This window comes from Arthrobacter sp. 10N418, assembly GCF_056394725.1.
This window is the reverse complement of sequence record NZ_JBFTIK010000027.1, coordinates 12083-33827: the sequence shown is the minus strand read 5'-3', so window position 1 is coordinate 33827 and position 21745 is coordinate 12083. Positions and strand designations below refer to the sequence as shown.

Genomic DNA, 21745 nt, shown 5'->3' with positions numbered 1-21745 from the left:
ATCCAACGCCGCACAACCGGCGCTGCCGGGTGCCTCCGGGAGACAGGACGGGGTGTGGTGGCGCAGCTTAGCGGCGGCGAGCCCGGCGTCGTTCGTTGCTTGCCAGGCTCCGGGTCAGCGGCCGCGCCAGGGTGTCACCGAGCACGATTCCTGCCGCAACGCCCAGCACGATGGCCCCGGCGTTGAGCATGCCGCCGGCTCCCATGAGGATCTCCGATTCCTCGATGGTCAATACATACATGGAGCGGAATATGGTGAGTCCGGGCAGGAGGATCAGCGCCGCCGGGACGGCCACCACGAGCTGCGGCGCCCCCATCCGCAGCGCCACCACGCGGGCCAGCAGCCCGATCACGACGGCGGCGAGGGCCGGCGCGAACCGGGCACCGATTCCGATGGCGTCGCCCCCGATCAGGACGAGGTACCCGACGACGCCGACGGCCGCCGTCGGCAGCAGCAGCGTCCACGAGGTCTGCTCGGTGATGCCGATCATGAGCACCGCGACCGCGATCATGATGATCACCGCCCACAAGGGATACGCGGGCGGGAATGTTTCGGTGACGTTGATCTTCTCCATGCCGGTCATGTCGCCCACCACAAAGCCGACGGCGATCCCGGCCACGAGCGCGCCAAAGGTCAGCATGGTGGACAGAAACCGGCCGGCCGCCGTGACGGGGAACCCGTTGATGGCGTCCTGTACCGACGACACCAGACGGCCGGTCGGCAGGAGCAGCAGGATCCCGCCCACTACGACGATGGCCGGAGCGATCTGGATCCCCACGGGGCTGCCGAAGCGCCAGAGGAGCAGGGCGATGATGGTGACCAGGAAGGAACACGATGCGGTGATGAAAAAGTCGGGTGTGCGCCATCGCCCGAGCTGCCGGGCCAACAGGCTCACCAGCAGGTTGGACAGGAAGGCGACCGCGGAGGCGCCCGGCCCGCCGCCAAGCACCCCGACGAAGACTGCAGAGAAGACCCCGAACGCCACGGTCACCATCCAGCGCGGAAACGGCTTGGCGCTGCGAATGATTTCCTCGAGCCGGCGCACGGCCTCTTCCCGGCCGACGCCGCCGGCCACGATGTCCGTGACCAGCTGGTGCACCTTCGCCAGGCCCGCATAGTTGTTGGTCCAGGACCGCACCACGCGCAGGAGCGTGATGGGGGTTTGGTCCTTGGGCGCGTAGTTGATGGCCACCGACTGGTTGGTGATGTCCACCTCGATGTTCTTCAGCCCCAGGGCGGCCGTGATGGCGATGATGCTGGTTTCGACTTCCAGCGCGCCGGCGCCGTACCGGAACATGGATTCGGCCAGGTGCAGCGCGAAGTCGATGGTCTTGCGGGCGGAGGTGTCCACCCCGCCGACCTGGATCATGGGGTTGGCGTAGGGGCTGCCGGCCAGCCGGTCCACGATGCTCATGGGGGCTGTCGGGGGGTTCTCCCCCTGGACGAGCCGGCGGAGCATGCGCTTGGCGGCGGCATTCTGGCGCACCTGCATGGGCGACATCGGCTCGGTCCGGGGCAGGCCGTCCGTGGGGGGCCTGCGGCGGCCGTCGGGTGCTTTGGTCATTCCGGCCTCCTCAATTTTCGTCCTGGCCGGCTCAGTAGAACTGCTGGCCCGAGCGTCGGGTGTACAGCTGGCGCGCCACCCGCTCACCGGCGGCCATCCAGGCCTTGTACTTCAGCGGGCTCAGGACCTGGTCGTAGCAGCCGACAAAGTCGGTGACAGTCTTGCTGAAGCTGGTCTTGAACAGTCCGAGTCCGTGGAAGGGGTTGGAGGTGTCCTTGAGCTGGTCGCTCGGCGGCGTGCCGCAGAAGTCGTACTCGGTGCAGCCGAGTTCCTTGAGCTGGTTGATGGCGGTCCATTGCACGAGGTGTGAATCACCGTACTGGCTGCGTTTCTGGAGGGAGCCGCCATCCTTGTACGTTGCCTTGCGGCCATAGTTGATGACGAAGGCACCGACCGACGGCTCTCCGTTCTCGTAGACGAAAAGCAGTCTGCCCTGGCCGCGGTTGAAAAAGTTGGTCCAGAACTGGCGGTAGTAGTCGTATTCGCGGACCCGGACCTGGGACTTGGCCTCCACCGTGTTGGTCATCAAGGCGTACATCGCACGGAAGTTCTCTTCCGTGGGTTCGACGTTGCGGACCTCAACGCCTTCGCGGATGGCCCGGCGCACGGCATTCCTGCCGCGGGAATGCAGATTGCGCAGCAGCTGGTTTTCCTGGGGCGAAATGTCCAGCAGCGCCGTGGAGTCGTTGGGCTGCAGGTTGTGGGTCTTGACCAGACCGGCCGCCTCGATGACGCGCTTCGCCCCGTCGGACAACACGATGTCAGGTTCGATCTTGACGGCGAACACGCCCAGCCTGGCCCGCTTGACGAAGTCGGCGTTGGCCGCCGCGATGCCGGGAATGTCCTCGACGTCGGCCACATCCGGCCCCTTGATGAGGTACCAGAGCTTACCGAGGAGGGGGAAGGACTTCTCCAGGACCAGGTTGTAGCTCGTGTAGTCCGCGGTCTCATAGACCAGGTGCAGGGGCTTCCAGCCGAAGTGCTGCTTGACCTCGGCGAACGCCTCGGATTGCAGCAGATTGCCGCCGTTCGGGTTCGCGGTGACGTGGGAGTCCCAGTTGGCGACCTCTTCGGCGGAGGCAAAGCGGGCAGTGAATTCTCGCAAGTGCGCGGTATCCAATCATTGCGGAATGAGCTTCGGCGGCATGCGGACATGCAGCCTCAAGTCTATCCGTCCTGCACCCTGCCCCCGGCCCGGGCAGAGCGGCTACGCTGGAGTCATGCAGGCTGACCATGGACTGTTTGCGCAGGGCTCCGGGGCCGAAACCGCGGGATCCGCAAGGACCGGGCCGGGGTTGCGCGTGACGGGGCTGCTGCTGTTCCTCGGCGCCTCTGCGCTTGTGGCGGCCGTGGGCAGCCTGGCGACGTTCAAGAACGTGGACGGCTGGTATGCGGGCGCCGACAAGGCGCCCTGGTCACCGCCGAACTGGGTCTTCGGGCCGGTCTGGACCGTGCTCTACACGGCCACGGCCGTCGCAGCCTGGCTCATCTGGCGCCGCCGCGCGGAAGGGTCACGGGCTGCCCTCACCGTCTATGCCCTGCAGCTGGCGCTGAACCTGCTGTGGACCCCTGCCTTCTTCGGCCTGTATCCGGCGCTGGGCACCCCTGCGCTGTGGATCGCCTTCGCCATCATCGTGGCGCTCGCGGCGGCCGTTTCAGGAACAGTGATGCTCTTTGGCCCGATCAGCCGGACGGCCGGGCTGCTGATGCTGCCCTACCTGTCCTGGATCGTCTTCGCCGCGTCCCTCAATCTCTGGGCGGCGCTGCACAACTAGCCCCTAGCACTCCACCACATTCACTGCGAGGCCGCCCATCGCGGTTTCCTTGTATTTGGAGCTCATGTCCCTGCCCGTCTCCCGCATGGTCACGATGACCTCGTCGAGGGATACCCGGTGCGAGCCGTCGCCCCACAGCGCCATCTTGGCGGCGTTGATGGCTTTGGCTGCGGCGATCGCGTTGCGTTCGATGCACGGGATCTGGACGAGGCCCCCAATCGGGTCACAGGTCAGGCCGAGGTTATGCTCCATCGCGATTTCCGCAGCGTTTTCGACCTGCTGGGGCGTTCCGCCCATGACTTCCGCCAGGCCGGCGGCGGCCATCGACGATGCCGAGCCCACTTCGCCCTGGCAGCCGACTTCCGCGCCGGAGATCGAGGCCTGCTCCTTGTAGAGCACCCCGATGGCGGCCGCGGTCAGCAGGAATTTAACCACGACGTCGTCGCGGTCCTGCTGGGTTGCCTTGTCCATGCCGGGGGCGAAGTGCAGGGCGTAATAGAGGACAGCGGGGATGATGCCCGCGGCGCCGTTGGTGGGCGCGGTGACCACGCGGCCGCCCGAGGCGTTTTCCTCGTTCACGGCGAGCGCGATGAGGTTGACCCATTCTTGCCAGTACTTCGGGTCCCGGTAGTCGGGGTCCTGGCCGCGGGTTTCCTTCATGAGGCGCTCGTGCCAGTCGGGCGCGCGGCGGCGGACCTTCAGCCCGCCGGGCAGCAGCCCCTCCCGTTTGAGGCTGACCTCGACGCAGCCCTCCATGACCGAGTAGATATGCAGGAGGCCTTCGCGGATCTCTGCTTCGGTGCGGGAGGCGCGCTCGTTGACGAACATGATCTCGCCGATTGACAGGCCCTTGGACTGGCAGCGGCCCAGCAGTTCCGCGGCCGTGCGGAACGGCAGCGGCAGTTCCTTCTTCGACTCCGCCAGTTCCTTCAGAGCCGCGTCCTCTTCCCCCTCGCGGACGATGAAGCCGCCGCCGACGGAGAAGAACGTCGCCTTGTGGAGGACTTCGCCGTCGGCGCCGGAGACGGTAAACGTCATGCCGTTGGTGTGCCGCGGCAGGATGGTCAGGGGGCGCAGGACCATGTCCTGGACTCCGTAGGGCAGGGCCACAGCTCCGGCCAACTGCAGGGTGCCGGTCTCGGCGATCGCGGCGAGCCGTTCTTCGACTTCTTCCGGCAGGATGCGCTCCGGGTGGAAGCCCTCCAAACCGAGGAGGATGGCGGTCATGGTGCCGTGGCCGTGGCCGGTGGCGGCGAGCGAACCGTAGAGGTCCACGCGCAGCGACGCCACCCGGTCCAGGTCTCCGGACGCCTTCAGCTCTTCGGCGAACACTGCGGCGGCCCGCATCGGGCCCACGGTGTGCGAACTGGACGGTCCTATTCCTATGGAAAAAAGGTCAAAGACTCCAACGGCCATGGTCAGTTCCTAACTAGGTCTTACTGTGGCCCGGCAGGGGGTCCTGCCGGAAGGCGGTCATACCGCCGGTGGGCGGCATCACGGCCGGATGCACGACGCCGGGCGGCAACTGGTGGCGGCGGCCCGGCGTCGTGATCTGTACTGGTACTTCTGCAATGCGGGTGTTACTGCTACTTCTGTAATACGTCCTCTAGGCGAGGTTATCAACCGAGGGGTAGAGCGGGTGGGCGGCGGCGAGGGCCTCCACCCGGGCGCGCAGGCCGGACAAGTCCGCGCCGGCGTCGGCGGTCAGGGCCTCGGCGATGATGTCGGCGACCTCGGTGAAGGCTGCTTCGCCGAAGCCGCGGGTGGCCAGCGCCGGGGTGCCGATCCGCAGCCCGGAGGTGACCATCGGCGGGCGCGGGTCGAACGGGACGGCGTTGCGGTTGACGGTGATGTCGATCGCCGCGAGGCGGTCCTCGGCTTCCTGCCCGTTGAGCTCGCAGTTGCGCAGGTCAACGAGGACCAGGTGCACGTCAGTGCCGCCGGAAATGACGTTGATCCCCTTGGCGGTGACATCCGCCTGGACGAGGCGCTCGGCGAGGATCCGTGCACCGGCGAGGACGCGCTCCTGGCGTTCCTTGAACTCGGGGGACGCGGCGATCTTGAACGCCACAGCCTTGCCGGCAATGACGTGCTCCAGCGGGCCGCCCTGCTGTCCGGGGAACACGGCCGAGTTGATCTTCTTGGCGATGGCGGCGTCGTTGGAGAGGATGATGCCGCCGCGCGGACCGGCAAGGGTCTTGTGCGTCGTGGAGGTGGTGACGTGGGCGTGCGGCACCGGCGAGGGGTGCAGCCCCGCGGCGACCAGCCCGGCGAAGTGCGCCATGTCCACCATGAGGTAGGCGCCCACGGAGTCGGCGATGCGGCGGAACTCGGCAAAGTCCAGCTGCCGGGCGTAGGCGGACCAGCCGGCCACGATCAGCTGCGGCTTGTGCTCTTGGGCCAGCCGCTCCACCTCGGCCATGTCGATCCGGTGGTCCTCTTCGCGGACCTGGTAGGGGATGACGTTGTAAAGCCGGCCGGAGAAGTTGATCTTCATACCGTGCGTCAGGTGCCCGCCGTGGGCCAGGTTCAGGCCCATGATGGTGTCGCCCGGGCGGATCAGGGCGTGCATGACGGAGGCGTTGGCCTGTGCGCCGGAGTGCGGCTGCACATTGGCGTATTCGGCGCCGAACAGGGCCTTGACCCGGTCGATGGCGAGCTGTTCGATCACGTCGACGTGCTCGCAGCCGCCGTAGTAGCGCTTGCCCGGGTAGCCCTCCGCGTACTTGTTGGTCAGCACGGAGCCCTGGGCCTGCATGACGGCCTTGGCCGTGTGGTTCTCCGAGGCGATCATTTCCAGGCCGTCCCGCTGGCGGGTGAGCTCGGCGTCGATCTGCTCAGCGATCTCCGGATCCAGGGCGGACAACTCGGCGTCCAGGCTCGGGGAGAGAACCTGCTCCAATGCAGTCTCGGTGCCTGCGGCGCTCACAGCTCGCCGCCGTTCTTGGATGCGTAGTCCTGGGCGGAGAGCAGCGGGCCGTCGGACTCAGCGGCGACCTTGAAGAGCCAGCCGGCACCGTACGGATCGCTGTTGATCAGTGCGGGATCGTCGACGACGGCGGGGTTGATTTCAGTAACCTCGCCCGTGACGGGGGCGTAGAGGTCCGAGACGGACTTGGTCGACTCGACCTCGCCGCAGGTCTCCCCCGCGGTGACGGCCGAGCCAACCTCGGGCAGGTCAACGTAGACGATGTCGCCGAGGGCGTCCGTGGCGACGGCGGAGATGCCGATGGCCACAACGTTCCCGGCCTCCCGCGCAACCCACTCGTGCTCGTCGGAGTACTGCAGTTCAGGGGCAACTTTTGCCATGTGTTTTTCCTTTACGTTGTGAAAAGTCGTGGGCTACATCAATTGTGGCTGGGTTGCCCGGCGGGGTACGCCATCCTCCGCGTGCTCGGTCGCGAAAGCGCCCGCTGAGCGGACGCGACGCTCCCCACCGTCTCCCTAGCCTCGCAAGCTCGGCCAGGGAACCCTGACGGTGTGGGCCCCCCTTAGACGCACGCTTCCGGATGCCGCGCCCCCGCCGCTAATATCCAGTTCAGCTTTCGGGGCCAGCCGTCCTCCGGAGAGAAACCGTGTCCTTTCGATATCTTCTAGAGCCGGGCTACTTCTTGGCTTCAAAGGTGTCATCAAGCTCAACCCCCAATGATCGAGCTTGGCGCGGCACCCGTGGGGACTGGCCGGGCCTCGGCAGGCGGTACATCCCCCAGCACCTTTGGCGTTCGAAAGCGCCTCCAAAGGTGCTTGGAACGGGAGGTGATTTGAACTTGAGAGGGCGGCCGGGCTGGGTTTTCGAAAGCGTGCGTCTAAGCGAGTGACCGCCGTCCGGGTTCCCTGACCGAGCTTGCGAGGTTAGGGGGACGGCGGGAAAACGAGCGAGCACGCGTGAAAACCCAGACGGACGGTCCCGAAGCCAGCCACGGCCCCGGGACAGGCCGCGCCGGGCTACTTTTGGCGCTTGTAGAACGGCAGTACGACCACTTCGAAGGGCTCGGCCTTGCCGCGCAGATCGATGTCCAGCGCCGTGCCGGGCTCGGTGAACTCGACGTCGACGTACGCCATCGCTACCGGATAGCCGAGGCTCGGGCTGGGCTGGCCGGAGGTGACTTCGCCGACGACGTTGCCGTCCTTGAGGACCGGGTAGTGGCCGCGGCCGGCCCGGCGGCCGAGGCCCTTGAGCCCGACGAGCTTGCGGCCCGTGGTGGACCCGGCGCCCGCTTCCTTCTTGGCGGCGAGGGCGGTCTTGCCGACGAAGTCGCCTTCCTTGGTCAGCGCGACGACCGGGCCCAGGCCGGCAGCAAACGGGTCGCCTTCGAGGGAGAGCTCGTTACCGTAAAGCGGCATGCCGGCCTCGAGGCGGAGCGAATCGCGGGAGGCCAGACCGGCGGGGGTCAGCTCGCCGTCGTCGGCGATGGCGACAAGCGCCTGCCAGAGGGCTGCCGCGTCCTGGTTGGCGACGAAGATCTCGAAGCCGTCCTCGCCGGTGTAGCCGGTGCGGGCCAGCAGGAGGTCCTGGCTCGTACCGCCAACGAGGAAGGGAACTTCGACGGCGGCGTAGTACTTGAGGTCCGTGACGAGGCCGTGCTCGGAGGCGGGAACCAGGCGCAGCAGGATTTCCTGCGCCTTGGGTCCCTGCACCGCGATCAGCGAAGTCTCGGCCGAGACGTCGTGGACCGTGACCTCAAAGCCTGCAGCCCGCTCGGCCAGAGCGGCAGCCACGACCTTGGCGTTGCCGGCGTTGGGGACCACGAGGAACTTCTGTTCGCCACGGCGGTAGGTGATGAGGTCGTCGATGATGCCGCCGTCCTCGTTGCAGATCAGCGAGTACTTGGCCTTGCCGACCGCCATGGCGGAGATCTTGCCGACGAGGGCGTAGTCCAGGAATGCTGCGGCGTCCGGGCCCGTGACCCAGACTTCGCCCATGTGGGAGAGGTCGAACAGGCCCGCGGACTTGCGGACGGCGTGGTGTTCGGCGAGTTCGGAGCTGTACTTGAGCGGCATCTGCCAGCCGCCGAAGTCCGTGAAGGAGGCGCCGAGCTTCTTGTGCTCTTCGTAAAGGGCCGTGTAGTTCTCAGTCATCATCAATCCTTAGTTTTCGAATTCGGACAGCGGCGGGCAGGAGCAGATCAGGTTGCGGTCACCCGCGGCACCGTCGATGCGGCCGACCGGCGGGAAGTACTTGTCCTGCCTGAGGGCGTGAACCGGGAAGACGGCCTGCTCACGCGGGTACTCTCGGGTCCAGTCGGTGCTGATGACGGCGGCAGCGGTGTGCGGGGCGTTGCGCAGCGGGCTGTGCTCCACGGTGAAGTCGCCGTGCGCCACCTGGTCGATTTCGGCGCGGATGGACACCATGGCCTGGATGAAGCGGTCGATCTCGCCGAGGTCCTCGGATTCGGTGGGCTCGACCATCAAGGTGCCGGCCACGGGGAACGCGAGCGTCGGGGCATGGAAGCCGTAGTCGATGAGGCGCTTGGCGACGTCCTCGGCGGTCACACCGGTCTTGGCCGTGAGTTCGCGCAGGTCCAGGATGCATTCGTGGGCCACGAGGCCGCCTTCGCCGGTGTAAAGCACCGGGAAGAAGTCGTTCAGCCGGGACGCGATGTAGTTGGCCGCGAGGAGTGCCGACTTGGTTGCCTCGGTCAGGCCCTGCCCGCCCATGAGCTTCACGTATGCCCAGGAGATCGGCAGGACACCGGCGGAGCCGTAGCGGGACGCGGAGATCGGCGTACCGTCGGCGCCGTTGGCCGGATCCGCCGCGTTGCCCGGCATGAACGGTGCCAGGTGGGCCTTGGCCGCAACCGGGCCGACGCCGGGGCCGCCGCCGCCGTGCGGGATGCAGAACGTCTTGTGCAGGTTCAAGTGCGACACATCGCCGCCAAACTGGCCCGGCTGGGCGAGACCGACGAGGGCGTTGAGGTTGGCGCCGTCAATGTAGACCTGGCCGCCTGCAGCGTGGATCGCGTCGCAAACTTCGCGGACGTCGGCGTCGTACACCCCGTGGGTGGACGGGTACGTGATCATGATCGCGGACAGCGCGTCCTTGTGCAGCTCTATCTTGGCCTGCAGGTCGGCGTGGTCAATCGTGCCGTCGGTCGCGGTGGCCACGACGACGACCTTCATGCCGGCGAGCACCGCGGAGGCCGCGTTGGTGCCGTGCGCGGAGGCCGGGATCAGGCAGACGTTGCGCTGCGAGTCGCCGCGGGAGTGGTGGTAGCCGCGGATGGCCAGAAGGCCGGCGAGCTCGCCCTGGGAGCCGGCGTTCGGCTGGATGGAGACCTGGTCGTAGCCGGTGATCTCGGTCAGCTGGGCTTCGAGGTCTTCGATCAGTTCACGCCAGCCGGCAGTCTGGGATTCCGGGGCGAAGGGGTGGATGGAGGCAAATTCCGGCCAGGAGATGGCTTCCATCTCGGCCGTGGCGTTCAGCTTCATGGTGCAGGAGCCGAGCGGGATCATGGTGCGGTCCAGCGCGAGGTCGCGGTCCGAGAGCCGGCGGATGTAGCGCAGCAGCTGGGTCTCGGAGCGGTGCGTGTTGAAGACCGGGTGCTGGAGGTAGTCGGAAGTGCGCTCGACGGCGGCGTCCAGGGCGAAGCCATCTACCGCGTCCACCACGGTGGCACCAAAGGCGGCGACGACGTCGGCGACGATGGCCGCCGTCGTGGCTTCATCGGCGGAGATGCCGACGGTGTCGGCATCGACGGAGCGCAGGTTGATGCCCTTGGCCTCGGCGGCGGCAATGATGTCTGCTGCCTTGCCCGGGACGGAGACCGTCACGGTGTCGAAGAACGACGCGTGCAGTACGTCGAGGCCGGCAGCCTTCAGTGATGCGGCGATGGTCTTGGCGTGGCCGTGGGTGGTCTCGGCGATTGCCTTGAGCCCGTCCGGGCCGTGGTAGACGGCGTAGAAGGACGCCACGATGGCCAGCAGGGCCTGGGCGGTGCAGATGTTGGACGTGGCCTTCTCACGCCGGATGTGCTGCTCGCGGGTCTGCAGCGCCAGGCGGTAGGCGGGGACGCCGGCGTTGTCCTTGGAGACACCGACGAGGCGCCCGGGCATGGACCGCTCCAGGCCCTTCTGGACGGCCATGTAGGCGGCGTGGGGACCGCCGAAGAACAGCGGCACACCGAAGCGCTGCGCGGAACCGACGGCGATGTCGGCACCCTGCTCGCCCGGGGAGGTGATGAGGGTCAGGGAGAGGAGGTCGGCGGCGACTGTCACGAGGGCGCCGCGTTCCTTGGCCTCGGCGATCACGGCCGAGTGGTCGAACGCGCGACCGGAGACGCCCGGCTGCTGCAGGACAACGCCGTTGATGACGCCGTCAGGCAGGCCCTTGGAGAGGTCCGCGACCTCGACCTCGAAGCCGAGGGCCTCGGCGCGGCCCTTGACGATCGCGATGGTCTGCGGCAGGCAGTCGGCGTCGAGGACGGTCTTGCCGTCGTGGGCCGTCTTGTTCTTGTTGGCGCGGCGCATCATCAGGACGGCCTCGGCGACGGCGGTGGCTTCATCCAGCAGGGAGGCATTGGCGATCGGCAGGCCGACGAGATCCTGGACCATGGTCTGGAAGTTCAGCAGCGCCTCGAGCCGGCCCTGCGAGATCTCCGGCTGGTAGGGCGTGTAGGCGGTGTACCAGGCCGGCGCCTCGAGGATGTTCCGGCGGATGACGGCCGGGGTGAGGGTGTCGTAGTAGCCCTGGCCGATCATCTGGACGGCGGTCTTGTTCTTCGCAGCAATCCGGCGCAGCTCGGCGAGGACTTCGACTTCGCTGAGGGCTTCCCCCAGCCCCAGCGGGGAGTCCTGCCGGATGTCCTTCGGAACGGCGGTGTCCACCAGGGCGTCGACGGTGTCGTAGCCGACAGCCTTCAGCATGGCGTCGACGTCGGACTGGCGGCGAGCGCCGATGTGCCGGTCAACGAAGGACGTGGAGGCTGAGGTAACAGTCACAAGGAACTCCATAACTAAGGCGGCGCAGGGTACGCCACATTGATTCGGGTTCCTCCCCGCTCTGTATTGGACCTGAGAGTTTCCGCGCAGCCGTGCTCTCGCATGGCCTCGCTTGCACCGTCGGTGAGCACAGCGTGTCAGGGACAGCCTGCTACTTTCCAGAGTTGCCTTGCCGCGGCGGTACATGGGCCTGAGAGATTCCTGGGGAGGGTTTGCTCCTACGGCGCCTGCTTGTACCTACTTGCAGAACTCTCCCGCCGCAGATCAAAGGCATATTCAATTGCTCGTGACCGCAGTCACAGCTTCCATTGTCCTACGCCGGGCCCGCGTCCGCAAACCGGTTGCGCCGGGAGTCCAAGGGTTACGCCGGCGGCCTGGCCAGACAACCCCGCCCACCAGATCGCCGGAAACGTGCGAGGTCGCCCGAACTTTCCGGCCAGCTCGCACGTTTCCGGCGACTTCGGCAGGCGGCGGCCGGAGTACTGCTCATCCGCGCAGCCGTTCGACGGCGGTGAGCAGGCTCTCGAGGTCCGCTCCGACCTCCGGGAGGGGCCCGCCGGGGCCGCGGGCGAGCATCGCGTTGAAGTACAGCCCGTCCCCCATGTAGAGGACAGCCTTGGCCATGGCCGGTCCGACGTCCCCGGCCAGCAGCTCCAGCCAGCGCGACTGAGCGGCGGCAAAACGGTGCAGGGCCTCTTCATGCGCCACTTCAGCCAGTCGCGTGGCGGCGACAAAGGCCCGGTCCAGGCGCGTGTCCGCCCAGAGGGAAGACTTGATGAAGTACGCCGCGGCGCCTTCCGGAGCAGCCGCCATGGCCGCGACATCCTGGGCGAGGAGCCGGTCCAGCCGCTCAAGCAGCACCGAGATCATCGCCTCCTTGCTCGGAAAGTGGTACAGGAGCCCGCCTTTGGAGACGCCCGCGCGTTTGGCGACGGCGTCCAGGGTCGCGGCACGTTCGCCCTCTTCGATGAGCAGGGACTCAAAGGCGTCGAGGACTGCCTCACGGGCGACGGGTTTTCTGGGCATGGTTCCTATCATGCCCGGGGCTCCGCGCATTTCTTAACTGCACCGTCCAGACGGTACAGTTATTAACCATGAGGCCCACGTCGATTTCCACACTGAGCAGCACAGGGATCCGGACTCCCCCGCGGGCGCCGTGGCGTGACTGGCTGGCCCTGGGCCTGCTGATGTTCCCGGTACTGCTGGTGGCCGTGGACAACACCGCCCTGACTTTTGCGCTGCCGGCCATCGCCCACGGCCTCCATGCCTCAGGCATCGAGCTGCTCTGGATTGTCGACACCTACCCCCTGGTCCTTGCCGGCCTGCTGGTGGCGATGGGCAGCATGGGAGACCGGATCGGCCGTCGCAGGCTCCTCTTCATAGGCAGTGCCGGCTTCGCCGCCGTCTCGGCCGTCACGGCTTTTGCCCCCAGCGCCGGCTGGCTGATCGCCGGACGCGCGGGGCTGGGGTTCTTCGGCGCCATGCTCATGCCGTCCACATTGTCCTTGATCCGCAATATCTTTCCGGAGCCCGGCCGACGGAGGCTGGCGGTGGCCATCTGGGCGTCCGGATTCTCCGGCGGCGCAGCCCTGGGCCCGATTGTCGGCGGCTGGCTCGTGGAGCACTTCTGGTGGGGAGCCGTCCTGCTCGTGGCCGTGCCGATCATCCTGCCGCTGGTGGTGCTGGGGCCCGCCCTGATTCCGGAATCCCGCGATCCCCATCCGGGCCGGGCCGACGTGCCCAGCATCGGGCTGTCCCTGCTGGCCATGGTTCCGACGGTCTACGGCATCAAGGCACTCGCCACCCACGGCCTGTCGCCGGAGTCCTTGGCAAGCATCGGTCTCGGCCTGATTATGGGCTACCTGTTCGTCCGGCGCCAGCGGGCGCTTGGGAGGGGAGGCAAGACGGCGCCGCTTCTCGATGTCAGCCTCTTCGGCAACAGGATCTTCAGCACGGCCATCACCGCCAACGTCCTGGCGCTCTTCTCCTACAACGGCTTCATCCTGTTCCTGGCCCAGCACCTTCAGCTGCTCGAGGCGCAGTCCCCTTCGGCGTCCGGCGTCGCCATGGTTCCGGCGCTGGCTGCCACCGTGGTGTCCGGCCTGCTGGTGGTGCCGCTGGTGCGGAAAGTCCGGCCGGGCTTTGTGGTGGCAGGCGGGCTCCTGTTGAGCGCGGGAGGGTACTTCCTCGTGGCCTTCGGCGACCACAGCAGCGGTCCGGCCATACTCCTCGGCGCCCTCCTGATCTTGTGCCTGGGCGTAGGCTCCGCGGAGACGATTTCGAACGACCTGATCCTGTCGGCAGCCCCCGCGGACAAGTCCGGGGCGGCGGCCGCCATTTCCGAGACCGGCTACGAGGTCGGCTCCCTGCTGGGCACGGCCATTCTGGGCTCCATCCTGACAGCGTCCTACCAGCACAACTTCCGGCTCCCCGCCGAAGCTCCCGGGCTCGCGTCGGACGCAGCCAACAGCCGTGCCGGCGAGACGCTCGCCGGCGCCGTCGAACTCGCGCAGACGCTCCCCCGCCCGGCAGCCGAGGCCGTGACAGCCGCCGCGCGGGCCGCCTTCGACTCGGGCGTGCACGTCACGGCTGCGATCGCACTCGTACTGATGGCGGGAGCATCAGTCCTGGCCGCCGTCGTCCTCCGCAAGGTACCCGTCGCCCGCTAAGCGACACGTCCGAGGTCAAGGGTTAAACAACAGCGTCCGACGCCGGGAGAAACCCGGCTCCGGACGCTGCGGACGGCCTTGAACTGATGAGGTCGTGGCCGCCCCGGCTACTTGCTGTCCGGGGTGGTCACACTGGCCGAAGCCCGCATGGTCTCGGCGTTGACCATCCATGAGTACTGCTCAAACTTCGCGATGAATGCGTGCAGCAGGTCCGCGGTGGTGGGGTCTTCCTCATCCACTTCATCGTGGACCTCCCGCATGGTGCCGACCGCTGCGTCAAGGGCCGCAACAATCCGCTCGATCGCGTCCTTGGTGTTGATCAGGCCGGCCGGGAACTCGGCCAGGGACGTGGACTTGGCGACGGTGGAACTGCGGCCGTCCGGCAGGGCGTGGAGGGCGCGCATCCGCTCGGCCAGGTCATCCGCGAACGCGCGTGCCGCGTCGATGATCTCGTCGAGCTGCAGGTGGAGGTCCCGGAAGTTCGTGCCCACAATGTTCCAGTGCGCCTGCTTGCCCTGAATGTGAAGCTCGATAAGGTCCGCGAGCACTGACTGCAGGTTGGCGGTCAGAGTAGGTGAAGCTTTCATGCATCCTCCTGGGTAGATCCAGTACCGATAGGTCCGATGCTTCAGACGGTACCGCAGGGCACATGGGGGCAGCGATGGTTCCGCCCGGAATTTCTCAGTCAGCTTACTAAGTGGGCTTGCTAACGACTCGCTGCCCTTTTGCGGGGCGGCTCAAACAGCTTCGTTCAGCACAGGGCCCTGCGGGAAAATGGCCCTGGTGATGCCGCCCACGGTCGCCTCGGACAGCTGTGCCAGGTAATCGTTCCGGCGCCGCGGGGTGATCCTGGACTGGGGTTCGAAACCCTGATCGGGATCGTCGGCATAATGGGCGGTCAGTCCGTCGCGCATGAGTCGGATGGCTTCGGAGCGCTGCTGCGACACGGCGGCGTGGGTGGATCCGAGTTCCGCGGCGAGCTCCTTGACCGTCCGGTCGCCGAAGTAGATTTCCTCGACGACGTATCGCATCCGCTCGGGCAGGGACTTGACGGCGGCACGGAGGTACTGGAGCCGCTCGTCGGCGAGCACCGAGTGCTCCGGGGACAGTGTCTCGGCAGCCAGCGTGTCCACGACGGCCTCATCAAGCGGCGTCAGCGTGCGGGAAGCATCGGCCAGCGCCGCCTCCACGACGCTCTGCTGGACGCCCAGGGCCGAGGCCAGTTCATCCACAGTGGGCGTCCTGCCAAGAGCAGCCGCCAGGGTTTCCTGCACGGACATGGTTTCTTTGATCCGGCGCCGCGCGGACCGGGTGGCCCAGTCGCTCGCCCGCATCTCGTCGGCGAAGGCACCAAGGATGCGCCGGCGCGCGAAGGCGCCGAACGGCACCCCGAGATCGGGATCAAAGGAATCGGCCGACGTAATCAGGGCAATAGCGCCCGCCGAAGCCAGGTCATCGCGAGAAAGATGTGACGCCTTTGAGCACAAATCTGAGACGAGATACCCCACCAGCGGAAGGTGCTGCGTGACCATCTCATTGCGTTCCGCGCGATTCAATACTGTGTCCCCCCATGAGACCGGATCCAAAGCGTTCCAAACCAATAAAACGCTTGAGAGCCGCACCCGCATACGGACCCTGACTCTCCCCATCGGAGGCGGTGTTCGAACCTGGGTGCAGCACCCATGGAGGAAACCTATCACCTGATCCACGATCTGCGTGTACCCTCAGGGAAAAGCTTGGCTAAAAATGCCGAACCCGCGCATCCGGGGGAACGGCAGGGGAATGGGATCCATGGGCGCAAGTGACCTCTCGGCAGCGCTCTGGCAAGAGCGGCGGCAACTGGAACTGCTCCTGTTCAGGCTGGAGACGCAGCGGCTGCATGTAGAGGCCGGGAACCTTGAATGGCTCAATTTCACAGCGTCCGAAGTCGAAAGCGTCCTGGACCGGCTGGGCTTCGAAGCCCTGGCCCGGAGCGTGGATTCTGCCGCTGTGGCGGTTGCGTGGGGCCTGCCGGCGCAGGCGACCCTGACCGAGTTGATGTGGGCGGCACCGGCCGGCCCATGGCCCGAGATCCTGCACGAACACCTTGACGCGCTCCGCGGGTTGCTCCGGCGCCTCAGCGAGGCCGTCCACGCCAACGAGGAATCTTTACGGACCCTTCGATTGCCGGCAGCCTCCGGCCCGGGCGCGACGGACACCGCCGGACTGCTTGAGCAGCTGACGACGGCCCAAAACGTTGAGCGGGCACTCGCTGTCACGCGGCGGGCTACGCAGCCCCTGTTAGTCCAGTACCTCGGCGGGGACCAGGACTAATCCCGAATCCCGGATTCAGTCTTCGGCGGCAGGGGCGGCAGGGGCGGCAGGGGCGGCCGGCGGCACCAGGCCGCGCAGTGCGTCCTCGGCATCCGGTCCGGCTTCCGCCGCGGCACGGTTTGCCGCGGCGATGGCCTCAATGACTTCCCGGCGCTGGATCGGAACACCCCTGGGTGCCTCAATGCCTATCCGAACACCGTCGCCTCGGCCTTCCAGAACCGTGATGACGATCCCGTCGCCGATCATGATCTGTTCGCCCGGCTTGCGTGTTAGTACCAGCATCCTCTCAATGTACCCTTCGCTGCGGGGAGCTTCGGACGATTCCCGATGGTTCACTCATGTCGGATTGCCCCGGTCAGATTTTCGCTGTGGCGGCCTGGCCTGCGTCGATCCAGCCGACGGGCAGGCCCAGGCCGTTGACGCTTTCGGGCGTGGACGTTTCCCCTGCGCCGACGACAGCGACTGCACTGATGTTCAGCTGGGCAGACAACACACGGACCCAGCGCGCCGTGTCCTCGTGCTTGCGTCCAACGTCTACCACCACCCACACCTGGTCGGCGCTCAGTGCCGCCACCGACGGCACCCGGGCCAGTGCGTTGCGGGCTTTGCCAAGGCCGAACGCCACCAGGACCGTCCGCTCCGTCACCACGGCATGGGCGCGGGCCGCCGTCGCGCCCTGGCGTCCGTCCACGTGGAGGTGGCCGTAGGCGGAGAGCTCACCTGCCGTGCGGACATCGGCGCCGCCGACTGCCATCGACATGGCCAAGGCGGTATCCATGGCGTCCTCCCCCAGTCCTACGAGCACCACGAGATCCCCGACGCCGGTGAGCGGCACCGGGACGGCTTCACGCGCCGCGCCGGATGCGGGCGCCGCGTCCGCGTCCGGTGCGGGGAACACGTTCCTCTGCTCCGTGCCGGCCGGTCGGTCAGCCCGGACCCCGGGTTCCGGTTGGGCGGGTTGGACGGGTTGGACGGGTTGGGTCGGTGCCGGCGTGGCGGGGGGACGGAGCCCGGCGCCGAGCTGCGCGAGCAGTTCCGCGAAGTCGGGCGACTCGGTGGAGACACCCGGGTTGGACGGCCGGTGAAGGCTCGCCTCGGCAGCGTCCGCCTCCTCCAGCAGGGCGGCGATGGCGGAGCCCTGCAGTTGATGGGAAGGGCCGACGGCGGCGCGGGCGGCGGCCGGTGGAGCATCCGGCGCAGCACGCCCAGAGGCGGCAGCCCCGGCGTCGTGCGACGCGACGGGAGCGGTCCCGCCGGGGATCGCGGCGCCTGCCGCAGCCGGGACGTCTGGTTCGGGGACGACTTCGCCGCTGACCACTTCATGCTTGGGCAGCACTTCGATCATGGCCTCGTAGCGGTCGCCGGCGAAGAGGCCGGCGATGCCCTGGCTGATGACGCGTTCAGCAGACACGATCCGGGCTGCCGGGCCGTACTGCAGCTCTGCCTTGCGGCGGATTTCCTCCAGGGAGCTTCCTTTAAGCCGATAGCGGTTCGGCATGGCGCACTACTCCTACGGTTTCGATCCTGACGTTGGCTGAGGTGACCTCGCGGTAGGAGAGCACGGGGATGGACCCCGGCTGTGCCCCCACGAGGCGGTGGATCGCCGGCCGGAGTGCCGGGGCGCACACCAGTACGGCCTGGTGGTTGGCGGCGGCCGCGGAGTCGGCGGCGGCGCGCACGGAGCGCAGCACGGAGTCCAGCCGGTCCTGCCCCATGACGATCTGGCTGCCACCTTCCGCGGGGCGCATGTCCTCCAGCATGGACTGCTCCAGGAGGGGGTCGATCATGATGACGTTGAGCACGTGCCCGTCCATGAACTTGGCCGTGAGGGCCGGACCGAGGGCCTGGCGGGCGGATTCCACGAGGGATTCCGGGTCCGTGGAGATCTTGGCGCGGAGCGTGAGCGCCTCGTAGATGCGGGCAAGATCGTTGATGGGCACCTGCTCGTCCAGGAGGCCCTGGAGGACGCGCTGCAGCTCGGCCAAGGAAAGGAGGGAGGGGGTCAGTTCGTCGACGGCGGAGGGGCTCAGCTTCCGCACGCCTTCGGTCAGGACCCGGACGTCCTCGCGGGACAGCAGCCGGGCCGCATTGGCCGTGAGGATCGAGGACAAGTGCGTCACGAGGACCGAGACACGGTCGATCACTGTGGCGCCCGTCATTTCGGCGTTGTGGCGCATTTCGGCCGGAATCCATTTTCCGGCCAGCCCGAACACGGGCTCGATCATCGCAACCCCCGGGAGCGAATCCAGGCTGTCCCCCAGCGCCAGCATCTGGCCGGACGGCGCGGTGCCGCGGCCGGCCTCGACTCCGGCGATCCGGATCGAGTACGTGGCGGGCGGCAGGTCCACGCTGTCCCTCGTGCGCACGGGCGGGATGACCAGGCCCAGCTCCATGGCAATTTTGTGCCGCAGTGACCGGACCCGGGCCAGGAGGTCGTCCGAGGCGCCGGAGACCATGTCCACGAGGTCCGGTGCCAGGAGGATCTCCACGGGGTGGACGCGCATGTCCTCCAGCAGCTTCTCGTTCGGATCCATTTCCGGGTGGTTCAGCGCGGTTGCCTCGGCTTCGAGGGTCTTTTCCGCGTCCTGCTGCCTGGCGGCGACCCTGCGGGACGCGAAGAGCAACCCGGCCCCTACGAGGACAAACGGGATGGGCGGCATGCCGGGGATCAGTGCCATGGCAATGGCCGCGACGCCGGCGATCATGAGCGCGTTCGGTGACTGCAGCAACTGGGTGGACGCGGTCCGGCCCATGTCGGACTCCGCGTTGGATCGGGTCACGATCATGCCGGTGGAGACGGCCATGAGCAGCGCCGGGATCTGCGTGACGAGGCCGTCGCCCATAGTCAGGAGGCCGTAGGTGTTGAGGGCGTCGCCGATGCTCAGGCTGCGCTGCACCATTCCGATGGCGATGCCGCCGACAAAGTTGATGACTATGATGATGATGCCCGCGATCGCATCACCCTTGACGAATTTCGAGGCGCCGTCCATGGCCCCGTAGAAGTCGGCCTCGGCGGAAACCTCGGCCCGCCGTTCACGGGCCTGCGAATCGGTCAAGAGCCCGGCGTTCAGGTCGGCGTCAATCGCCATCTGCTTGCCCGGCATGGCATCGAGGGTGAAGCGGGCGCCCACTTCGGCCACCCGCTCGGCGCCCTTCGTGACCACGACGAACTGGATGACCACGAGGATGAGGAACACGACGGCGCCGATGATCATGGAGCCGCCGACGGTGACCTTGCCGAACGCTTCAATGACCTGGCCGGCGTAGCCTGCCCCCAGGACCAGCCGCGTGGAGGCGACGTTGAGTCCCAGCCGGAACAGCGTGGCCACCAGCAGCAGGGACGGGAAAACGGAGAAGTCCAGCGGCTTCTTGACGAACATGCTGGTCAGCAGGACCAGCAGGGCCAGCAGGATGTTGCAGACGATGAGGAAGTCCAGCAGCGGCGCAGGCACCGGAACGACCAGCAGCAGCACGATGCCCACGATGCCGATGGGCACCGACAGTCGGGCGAGCCTGTTGTTCATGGTGCGGTCCTTTCACAGACGCTGGTTCGCAAAGTGTTCAACCCGCGGTTCAGGACGCGGTGCATTCGGGGTTTCGTGCAAATCGTCATACGGCGCTTCCTGCCGGTGTTCCCACAGGGCTTCCTGCGGCTGCGCCTGCCATGCGGTGCAGCCCGGTGGCGGCGCCCCGGGCCTTGAGCGCCATGACGAACGCGAGGACCCCGGCGACGGCGCGGTAGAAGTCCACCGGGATCTCCTGGCCGAGCTCGCAGGCGCTGTGGAGGGCCCGGGCCAGCGGAATGTCCTGGACCATGGGCACGTTCTTCGCCTCGGCCTCTGCCCGGATCCTGGCCGCCACATGCCCCGCCCCCTTGGCCACCACGCGGGGCGCGGACTTTCCGGGTTCGTACTTGAGCGCCACCGCCACGTGCGTGGGGTTGACGAGGACGACGTCGGCGTCGCTGATCGCCGCGATCATTCGGTTCCGGCTTATGGCCATCTGCCGCGCCCGGCGCTGGGACTTGATGTGGGGATCGCCCTCGCTGTTCTTGTTCTCATCCTGGACTTCCTTCTTGGACATCCGCGTCTTTTTGCGGTTGCGCCGCATCACGACGAAGAAGTCCACGGCCGCCAGCACGATTCCCGAGGCCACCGCGAACTGGACCAGGGACGCGACTCCGCCGCCCGCGGCCGCCACGACCCCGGACACCGGCAGACCCCCGGCCGTGAGCAGGACCGGGACGAGGCCCTGCACGACGCCGTACAGCACCAGCCCCACGACGCTTGCCTTGAGCAGCGCCTTGACGCCGCCCCAGACCGCCTGGGTGCCGAAGATGCGTTTTAGGCCGCTCAGCAGCTTGAAGTTCTCAAAGTCGAGCTTGAATTTTTTGAAGTGGATGCCGCCTTGGAGGGCGGCCCCGGCGAGGACAACGATGAACACGACAATCAGCATGGGCCCGATGGTTCCAGCGATGGACGCGAATCCGTCGCCGAGCGCCGTGACGGCTTTGCCCGGGTCCGGGGCGGCCACGATCCCGCGGACGCTGAACAGTTGGTCCGTGGCGGCGTTGGCGGCCCGCTCGACCGTGCTGGGAATCATGATGGCCGCCGCGCCGACTCCAACCCAGGCGGTGAGGTCCTGGGACCGGGAGAGCTGGCCTTTGGAGCGGACCTCCTTCATCCGTTTGTCGGTGGCTTGCTCTGTCTTTTCCTGGGAATCCGACATCAGCCCACCCCCAGCACGGCCTTGGCGGCCTGGCCGGCGAGGCTGGAAACAAGCCTCGGCAGCGCGAGGAACATGAACCCTGCCAGGGACAGCGTCAGAAGGATCTTGAGCGGGAACCCGAGCTGGAACGCGTTCAGGGCGGGCGCCACCCGGGTCAGCAGGCCCAGTCCGACATCGGCGAGGAACAGCACCACCAGGAGGGGGCCGGCAATCTGGACCGCTGCGAGGAACATTCCCGTGACCGCCGCGGTGATGGCCTGCACCGGCTGGGCCAGGTCAAGGCCGCCGGCCAGGGGCAGGGCCGAGAAGCTGCCGGTGAGGCCGGCAATGACGAGCTGGTAGCCGTCCGAGGAGAACAGCAGCGCCAGGGCGGCCATTTGCAGCAGGCGGGTGAACTGTGCACCGTTGACCATCATCTGGGGGTCGAAGGCCTGGGCCATCTGGAAACCGCTGCCGAGGTCGACCAGGCTGCCGGCGGACTGGATGGCCGCGAAAATCACCAGGACCAGGAACCCCAGGACCAGTCCGGTGACAAGTTCAAGGACCACACCGGTGACGAAAGCGGCGGTGTCCCGCGGCGTGTAGCCGCCGGCCACCCGCTGCGTCACGGCAAGGCCCAGCCCCAGTCCGAGCATCGCCTTGACGCGTGCCGGGAAAGCCTGGTGCGCGAAGGGCGGTGCCACGATCAGGAATGCCGTCATCCGGACGGTGGCCAGGAGGAGGACTTCCAGCCAGGTCGGGTCGATCGGAATGCCCAC

18 protein-coding genes and 2 riboswitches are annotated in these 21745 nt (G+C 67.3%); of the genes, 3 read left to right on the top strand and 15 right to left on the bottom strand.

Annotated elements, in window-relative coordinates; genetic code table 11:
- Positions 1 to 67: 67 nt before the first annotated feature.
- On the bottom strand, positions 68 to 1564 hold the full coding sequence (locus tag AC1DCZ_RS17170; protein ID WP_476975674.1) for a threonine/serine exporter family protein: 1497 nt from the start codon (positions 1562 to 1564) through the stop codon (positions 68 to 70).
- A gap of 31 nt (positions 1565 to 1595) precedes the next feature.
- Positions 1596 to 2669, bottom strand: coding sequence for a lipid II:glycine glycyltransferase FemX (locus AC1DCZ_RS17165; protein WP_476975673.1), 1074 nt, complete (start codon positions 2667 to 2669; stop codon positions 1596 to 1598).
- A gap of 115 nt (positions 2670 to 2784) precedes the next feature.
- Between AC1DCZ_RS17165 and AC1DCZ_RS17160 the strand changes: the two genes are divergently transcribed.
- Positions 2785 to 3339, top strand: a complete 555-nt coding sequence (locus AC1DCZ_RS17160) for a TspO/MBR family protein (protein WP_476975672.1) — start codon at positions 2785 to 2787, stop codon at positions 3337 to 3339.
- Between the two features lie 3 nt (positions 3340 to 3342).
- Here AC1DCZ_RS17160 and AC1DCZ_RS17155 read toward each other — a convergent pair whose 3' ends face one another.
- From AC1DCZ_RS17155 to AC1DCZ_RS17130, 6 genes are all read right to left on the bottom strand, one after another.
- Positions 3343 to 4755, bottom strand: a complete 1413-nt coding sequence (locus AC1DCZ_RS17155) for an L-serine ammonia-lyase (protein ID WP_476975671.1) — start codon at positions 4753 to 4755, stop codon at positions 3343 to 3345.
- 190 nt (positions 4756 to 4945) lie between these two features.
- Positions 4946 to 6268, bottom strand: a complete 1323-nt coding sequence (gene glyA / locus AC1DCZ_RS17150) for a serine hydroxymethyltransferase (RefSeq protein ID WP_476975670.1) — start codon at positions 6266 to 6268, stop codon at positions 4946 to 4948.
- The gene (gcvH, locus tag AC1DCZ_RS17145) at positions 6265 to 6648 is read right to left on the bottom strand and encodes a glycine cleavage system protein GcvH (protein ID WP_476975669.1); all 384 of its coding nucleotides are present in this window, start codon (positions 6646 to 6648) and stop codon (positions 6265 to 6267) included. The genes glyA and gcvH overlap by 4 nt, the downstream gene beginning before the upstream one ends.
- Positions 6649 to 7284: 636 nt before the next feature.
- On the bottom strand, positions 7285 to 8418 hold the full coding sequence (gene gcvT / locus AC1DCZ_RS17140; RefSeq protein ID WP_476975668.1) for a glycine cleavage system aminomethyltransferase GcvT: 1134 nt from the start codon (positions 8416 to 8418) through the stop codon (positions 7285 to 7287).
- 9 nt (positions 8419 to 8427) lie between these two features.
- The gene (gene gcvP / locus AC1DCZ_RS17135) at positions 8428 to 11277 is read right to left on the bottom strand and encodes an aminomethyl-transferring glycine dehydrogenase (protein WP_476975667.1); all 2850 of its coding nucleotides are present in this window, start codon (positions 11275 to 11277) and stop codon (positions 8428 to 8430) included.
- A 51-nt stretch (positions 11278 to 11328) separates the two neighbouring features.
- Positions 11329 to 11444: riboswitch (glycine riboswitch) on the bottom strand.
- 1 nt (position 11445) lies between these two features.
- Positions 11446 to 11544: riboswitch (glycine riboswitch) on the bottom strand.
- Between the two features lie 219 nt (positions 11545 to 11763).
- Complete coding sequence (locus AC1DCZ_RS17130) at positions 11764 to 12303, bottom strand: TetR/AcrR family transcriptional regulator (RefSeq protein ID WP_476975666.1); 540 nt, start codon at positions 12301 to 12303, stop codon at positions 11764 to 11766.
- Between the two features lie 68 nt (positions 12304 to 12371).
- Here AC1DCZ_RS17130 and AC1DCZ_RS17125 point away from each other — a divergent pair, with 68 nt between their 5' ends.
- Entirely contained in the window at positions 12372 to 13946 is a 1575-nt protein-coding gene (locus AC1DCZ_RS17125; protein ID WP_476975665.1) for an MFS transporter, read from the top strand.
- Between the two features lie 107 nt (positions 13947 to 14053).
- Here the strand turns inward: AC1DCZ_RS17125 and AC1DCZ_RS17120 are convergent, their stop codons facing one another.
- Together AC1DCZ_RS17120 and AC1DCZ_RS17115 are read right to left on the bottom strand one after the other, a co-directional pair.
- A complete protein-coding gene (locus AC1DCZ_RS17120) occupies positions 14054 to 14533 on the bottom strand; it encodes a Dps family protein (RefSeq protein WP_476975664.1) in 480 nt (159 codons plus the stop codon).
- Between the two features lie 150 nt (positions 14534 to 14683).
- Positions 14684 to 15502 carry a sigma-70 family RNA polymerase sigma factor gene (locus AC1DCZ_RS17115; RefSeq protein ID WP_476975663.1) on the bottom strand — a complete coding sequence of 273 codons (819 nt, stop codon included), beginning with the start codon at positions 15500 to 15502 and terminating at the stop codon, positions 14684 to 14686.
- Positions 15503 to 15737: 235 nt separating this feature from the next.
- On the opposite strand from AC1DCZ_RS17115, the gene flgN reads away from it, so the two are divergent.
- The gene (gene flgN / locus AC1DCZ_RS17110) at positions 15738 to 16259 is read left to right on the top strand and encodes a flagellar export chaperone FlgN (protein ID WP_476975662.1); all 522 of its coding nucleotides are present in this window, start codon (positions 15738 to 15740) and stop codon (positions 16257 to 16259) included.
- A 15-nt stretch (positions 16260 to 16274) separates the two neighbouring features.
- Here flgN and AC1DCZ_RS17105 read toward each other — a convergent pair whose 3' ends face one another.
- The 5 genes from AC1DCZ_RS17105 to AC1DCZ_RS17085 form a co-directional block, all read right to left on the bottom strand.
- Positions 16275 to 16541 carry a carbon storage regulator gene (locus AC1DCZ_RS17105; RefSeq protein ID WP_476975661.1) on the bottom strand — a complete coding sequence of 89 codons (267 nt, stop codon included), beginning with the start codon at positions 16539 to 16541 and terminating at the stop codon, positions 16275 to 16277.
- Positions 16542 to 16614: 73 nt separating this feature from the next.
- Positions 16615 to 17757, bottom strand: a complete 1143-nt coding sequence (locus AC1DCZ_RS17100; RefSeq protein WP_476975660.1) for a hypothetical protein — start codon at positions 17755 to 17757, stop codon at positions 16615 to 16617.
- Positions 17735 to 19783 (bottom strand): flagellar biosynthesis protein FlhA, encoded by a 2049-nt coding sequence (locus AC1DCZ_RS17095; RefSeq protein WP_476975659.1) that lies wholly within the window; start codon positions 19781 to 19783, stop codon positions 17735 to 17737. Before AC1DCZ_RS17095 ends, AC1DCZ_RS17100 begins: the two co-directional genes overlap by 23 nt.
- Before the next feature lie 85 nt (positions 19784 to 19868).
- Entirely contained in the window at positions 19869 to 20987 is a 1119-nt protein-coding gene (locus tag AC1DCZ_RS17090; protein ID WP_476975658.1) for an EscU/YscU/HrcU family type III secretion system export apparatus switch protein, read from the bottom strand.
- Positions 20987 to 21745 (bottom strand): flagellar biosynthetic protein FliR, encoded by a 759-nt coding sequence (locus AC1DCZ_RS17085; protein WP_476975657.1) that lies wholly within the window; start codon positions 21743 to 21745, stop codon positions 20987 to 20989. Before AC1DCZ_RS17085 ends, AC1DCZ_RS17090 begins: the two co-directional genes overlap by 1 nt.

Excerpts from the sequence above, each read along its gene's own strand:
- AC1DCZ_RS17130 (WP_476975666.1), bottom strand. The coding sequence starts at position 12,303 with ATGCCCAGAAAACCCGTCGCCCGTGAGGCAGTCCTCGACGCCTTTGAG.
- AC1DCZ_RS17095 (WP_476975659.1), bottom strand. The coding sequence starts at position 19,783 with ATGAACAACAGGCTCGCCCGACTGTCGGTGCCCATCGGCATCGTGGGC.
- AC1DCZ_RS17170 (WP_476975674.1), bottom strand. The coding sequence starts at position 1,564 with ATGACCAAAGCACCCGACGGCCGCCGCAGGCCCCCCACGGACGGCCTG.
- AC1DCZ_RS17100 (WP_476975660.1), bottom strand. The coding sequence starts at position 17,757 with ATGCCGAACCGCTATCGGCTTAAAGGAAGCTCCCTGGAGGAAATCCGC.
- flgN (WP_476975662.1), top strand. The coding sequence starts at position 15,738 with ATGGGCGCAAGTGACCTCTCGGCAGCGCTCTGGCAAGAGCGGCGGCAA.
- AC1DCZ_RS17155 (WP_476975671.1), bottom strand. The coding sequence starts at position 4,755 with ATGGCCGTTGGAGTCTTTGACCTTTTTTCCATAGGAATAGGACCGTCC.
- AC1DCZ_RS17105 (WP_476975661.1), bottom strand. The coding sequence starts at position 16,541 with ATGCTGGTACTAACACGCAAGCCGGGCGAACAGATCATGATCGGCGAC.
- AC1DCZ_RS17120 (WP_476975664.1), bottom strand. The coding sequence starts at position 14,533 with ATGAAAGCTTCACCTACTCTGACCGCCAACCTGCAGTCAGTGCTCGCG.
- AC1DCZ_RS17160 (WP_476975672.1), top strand. The coding sequence starts at position 2,785 with ATGCAGGCTGACCATGGACTGTTTGCGCAGGGCTCCGGGGCCGAAACC.
- AC1DCZ_RS17125 (WP_476975665.1), top strand. The coding sequence starts at position 12,372 with ATGAGGCCCACGTCGATTTCCACACTGAGCAGCACAGGGATCCGGACT.
- gcvH (WP_476975669.1), bottom strand. The coding sequence starts at position 6,648 with ATGGCAAAAGTTGCCCCTGAACTGCAGTACTCCGACGAGCACGAGTGG.
- gcvT (WP_476975668.1), bottom strand. The coding sequence starts at position 8,418 with ATGACTGAGAACTACACGGCCCTTTACGAAGAGCACAAGAAGCTCGGC.
- AC1DCZ_RS17090 (WP_476975658.1), bottom strand. The coding sequence starts at position 20,987 with ATGTCGGATTCCCAGGAAAAGACAGAGCAAGCCACCGACAAACGGATG.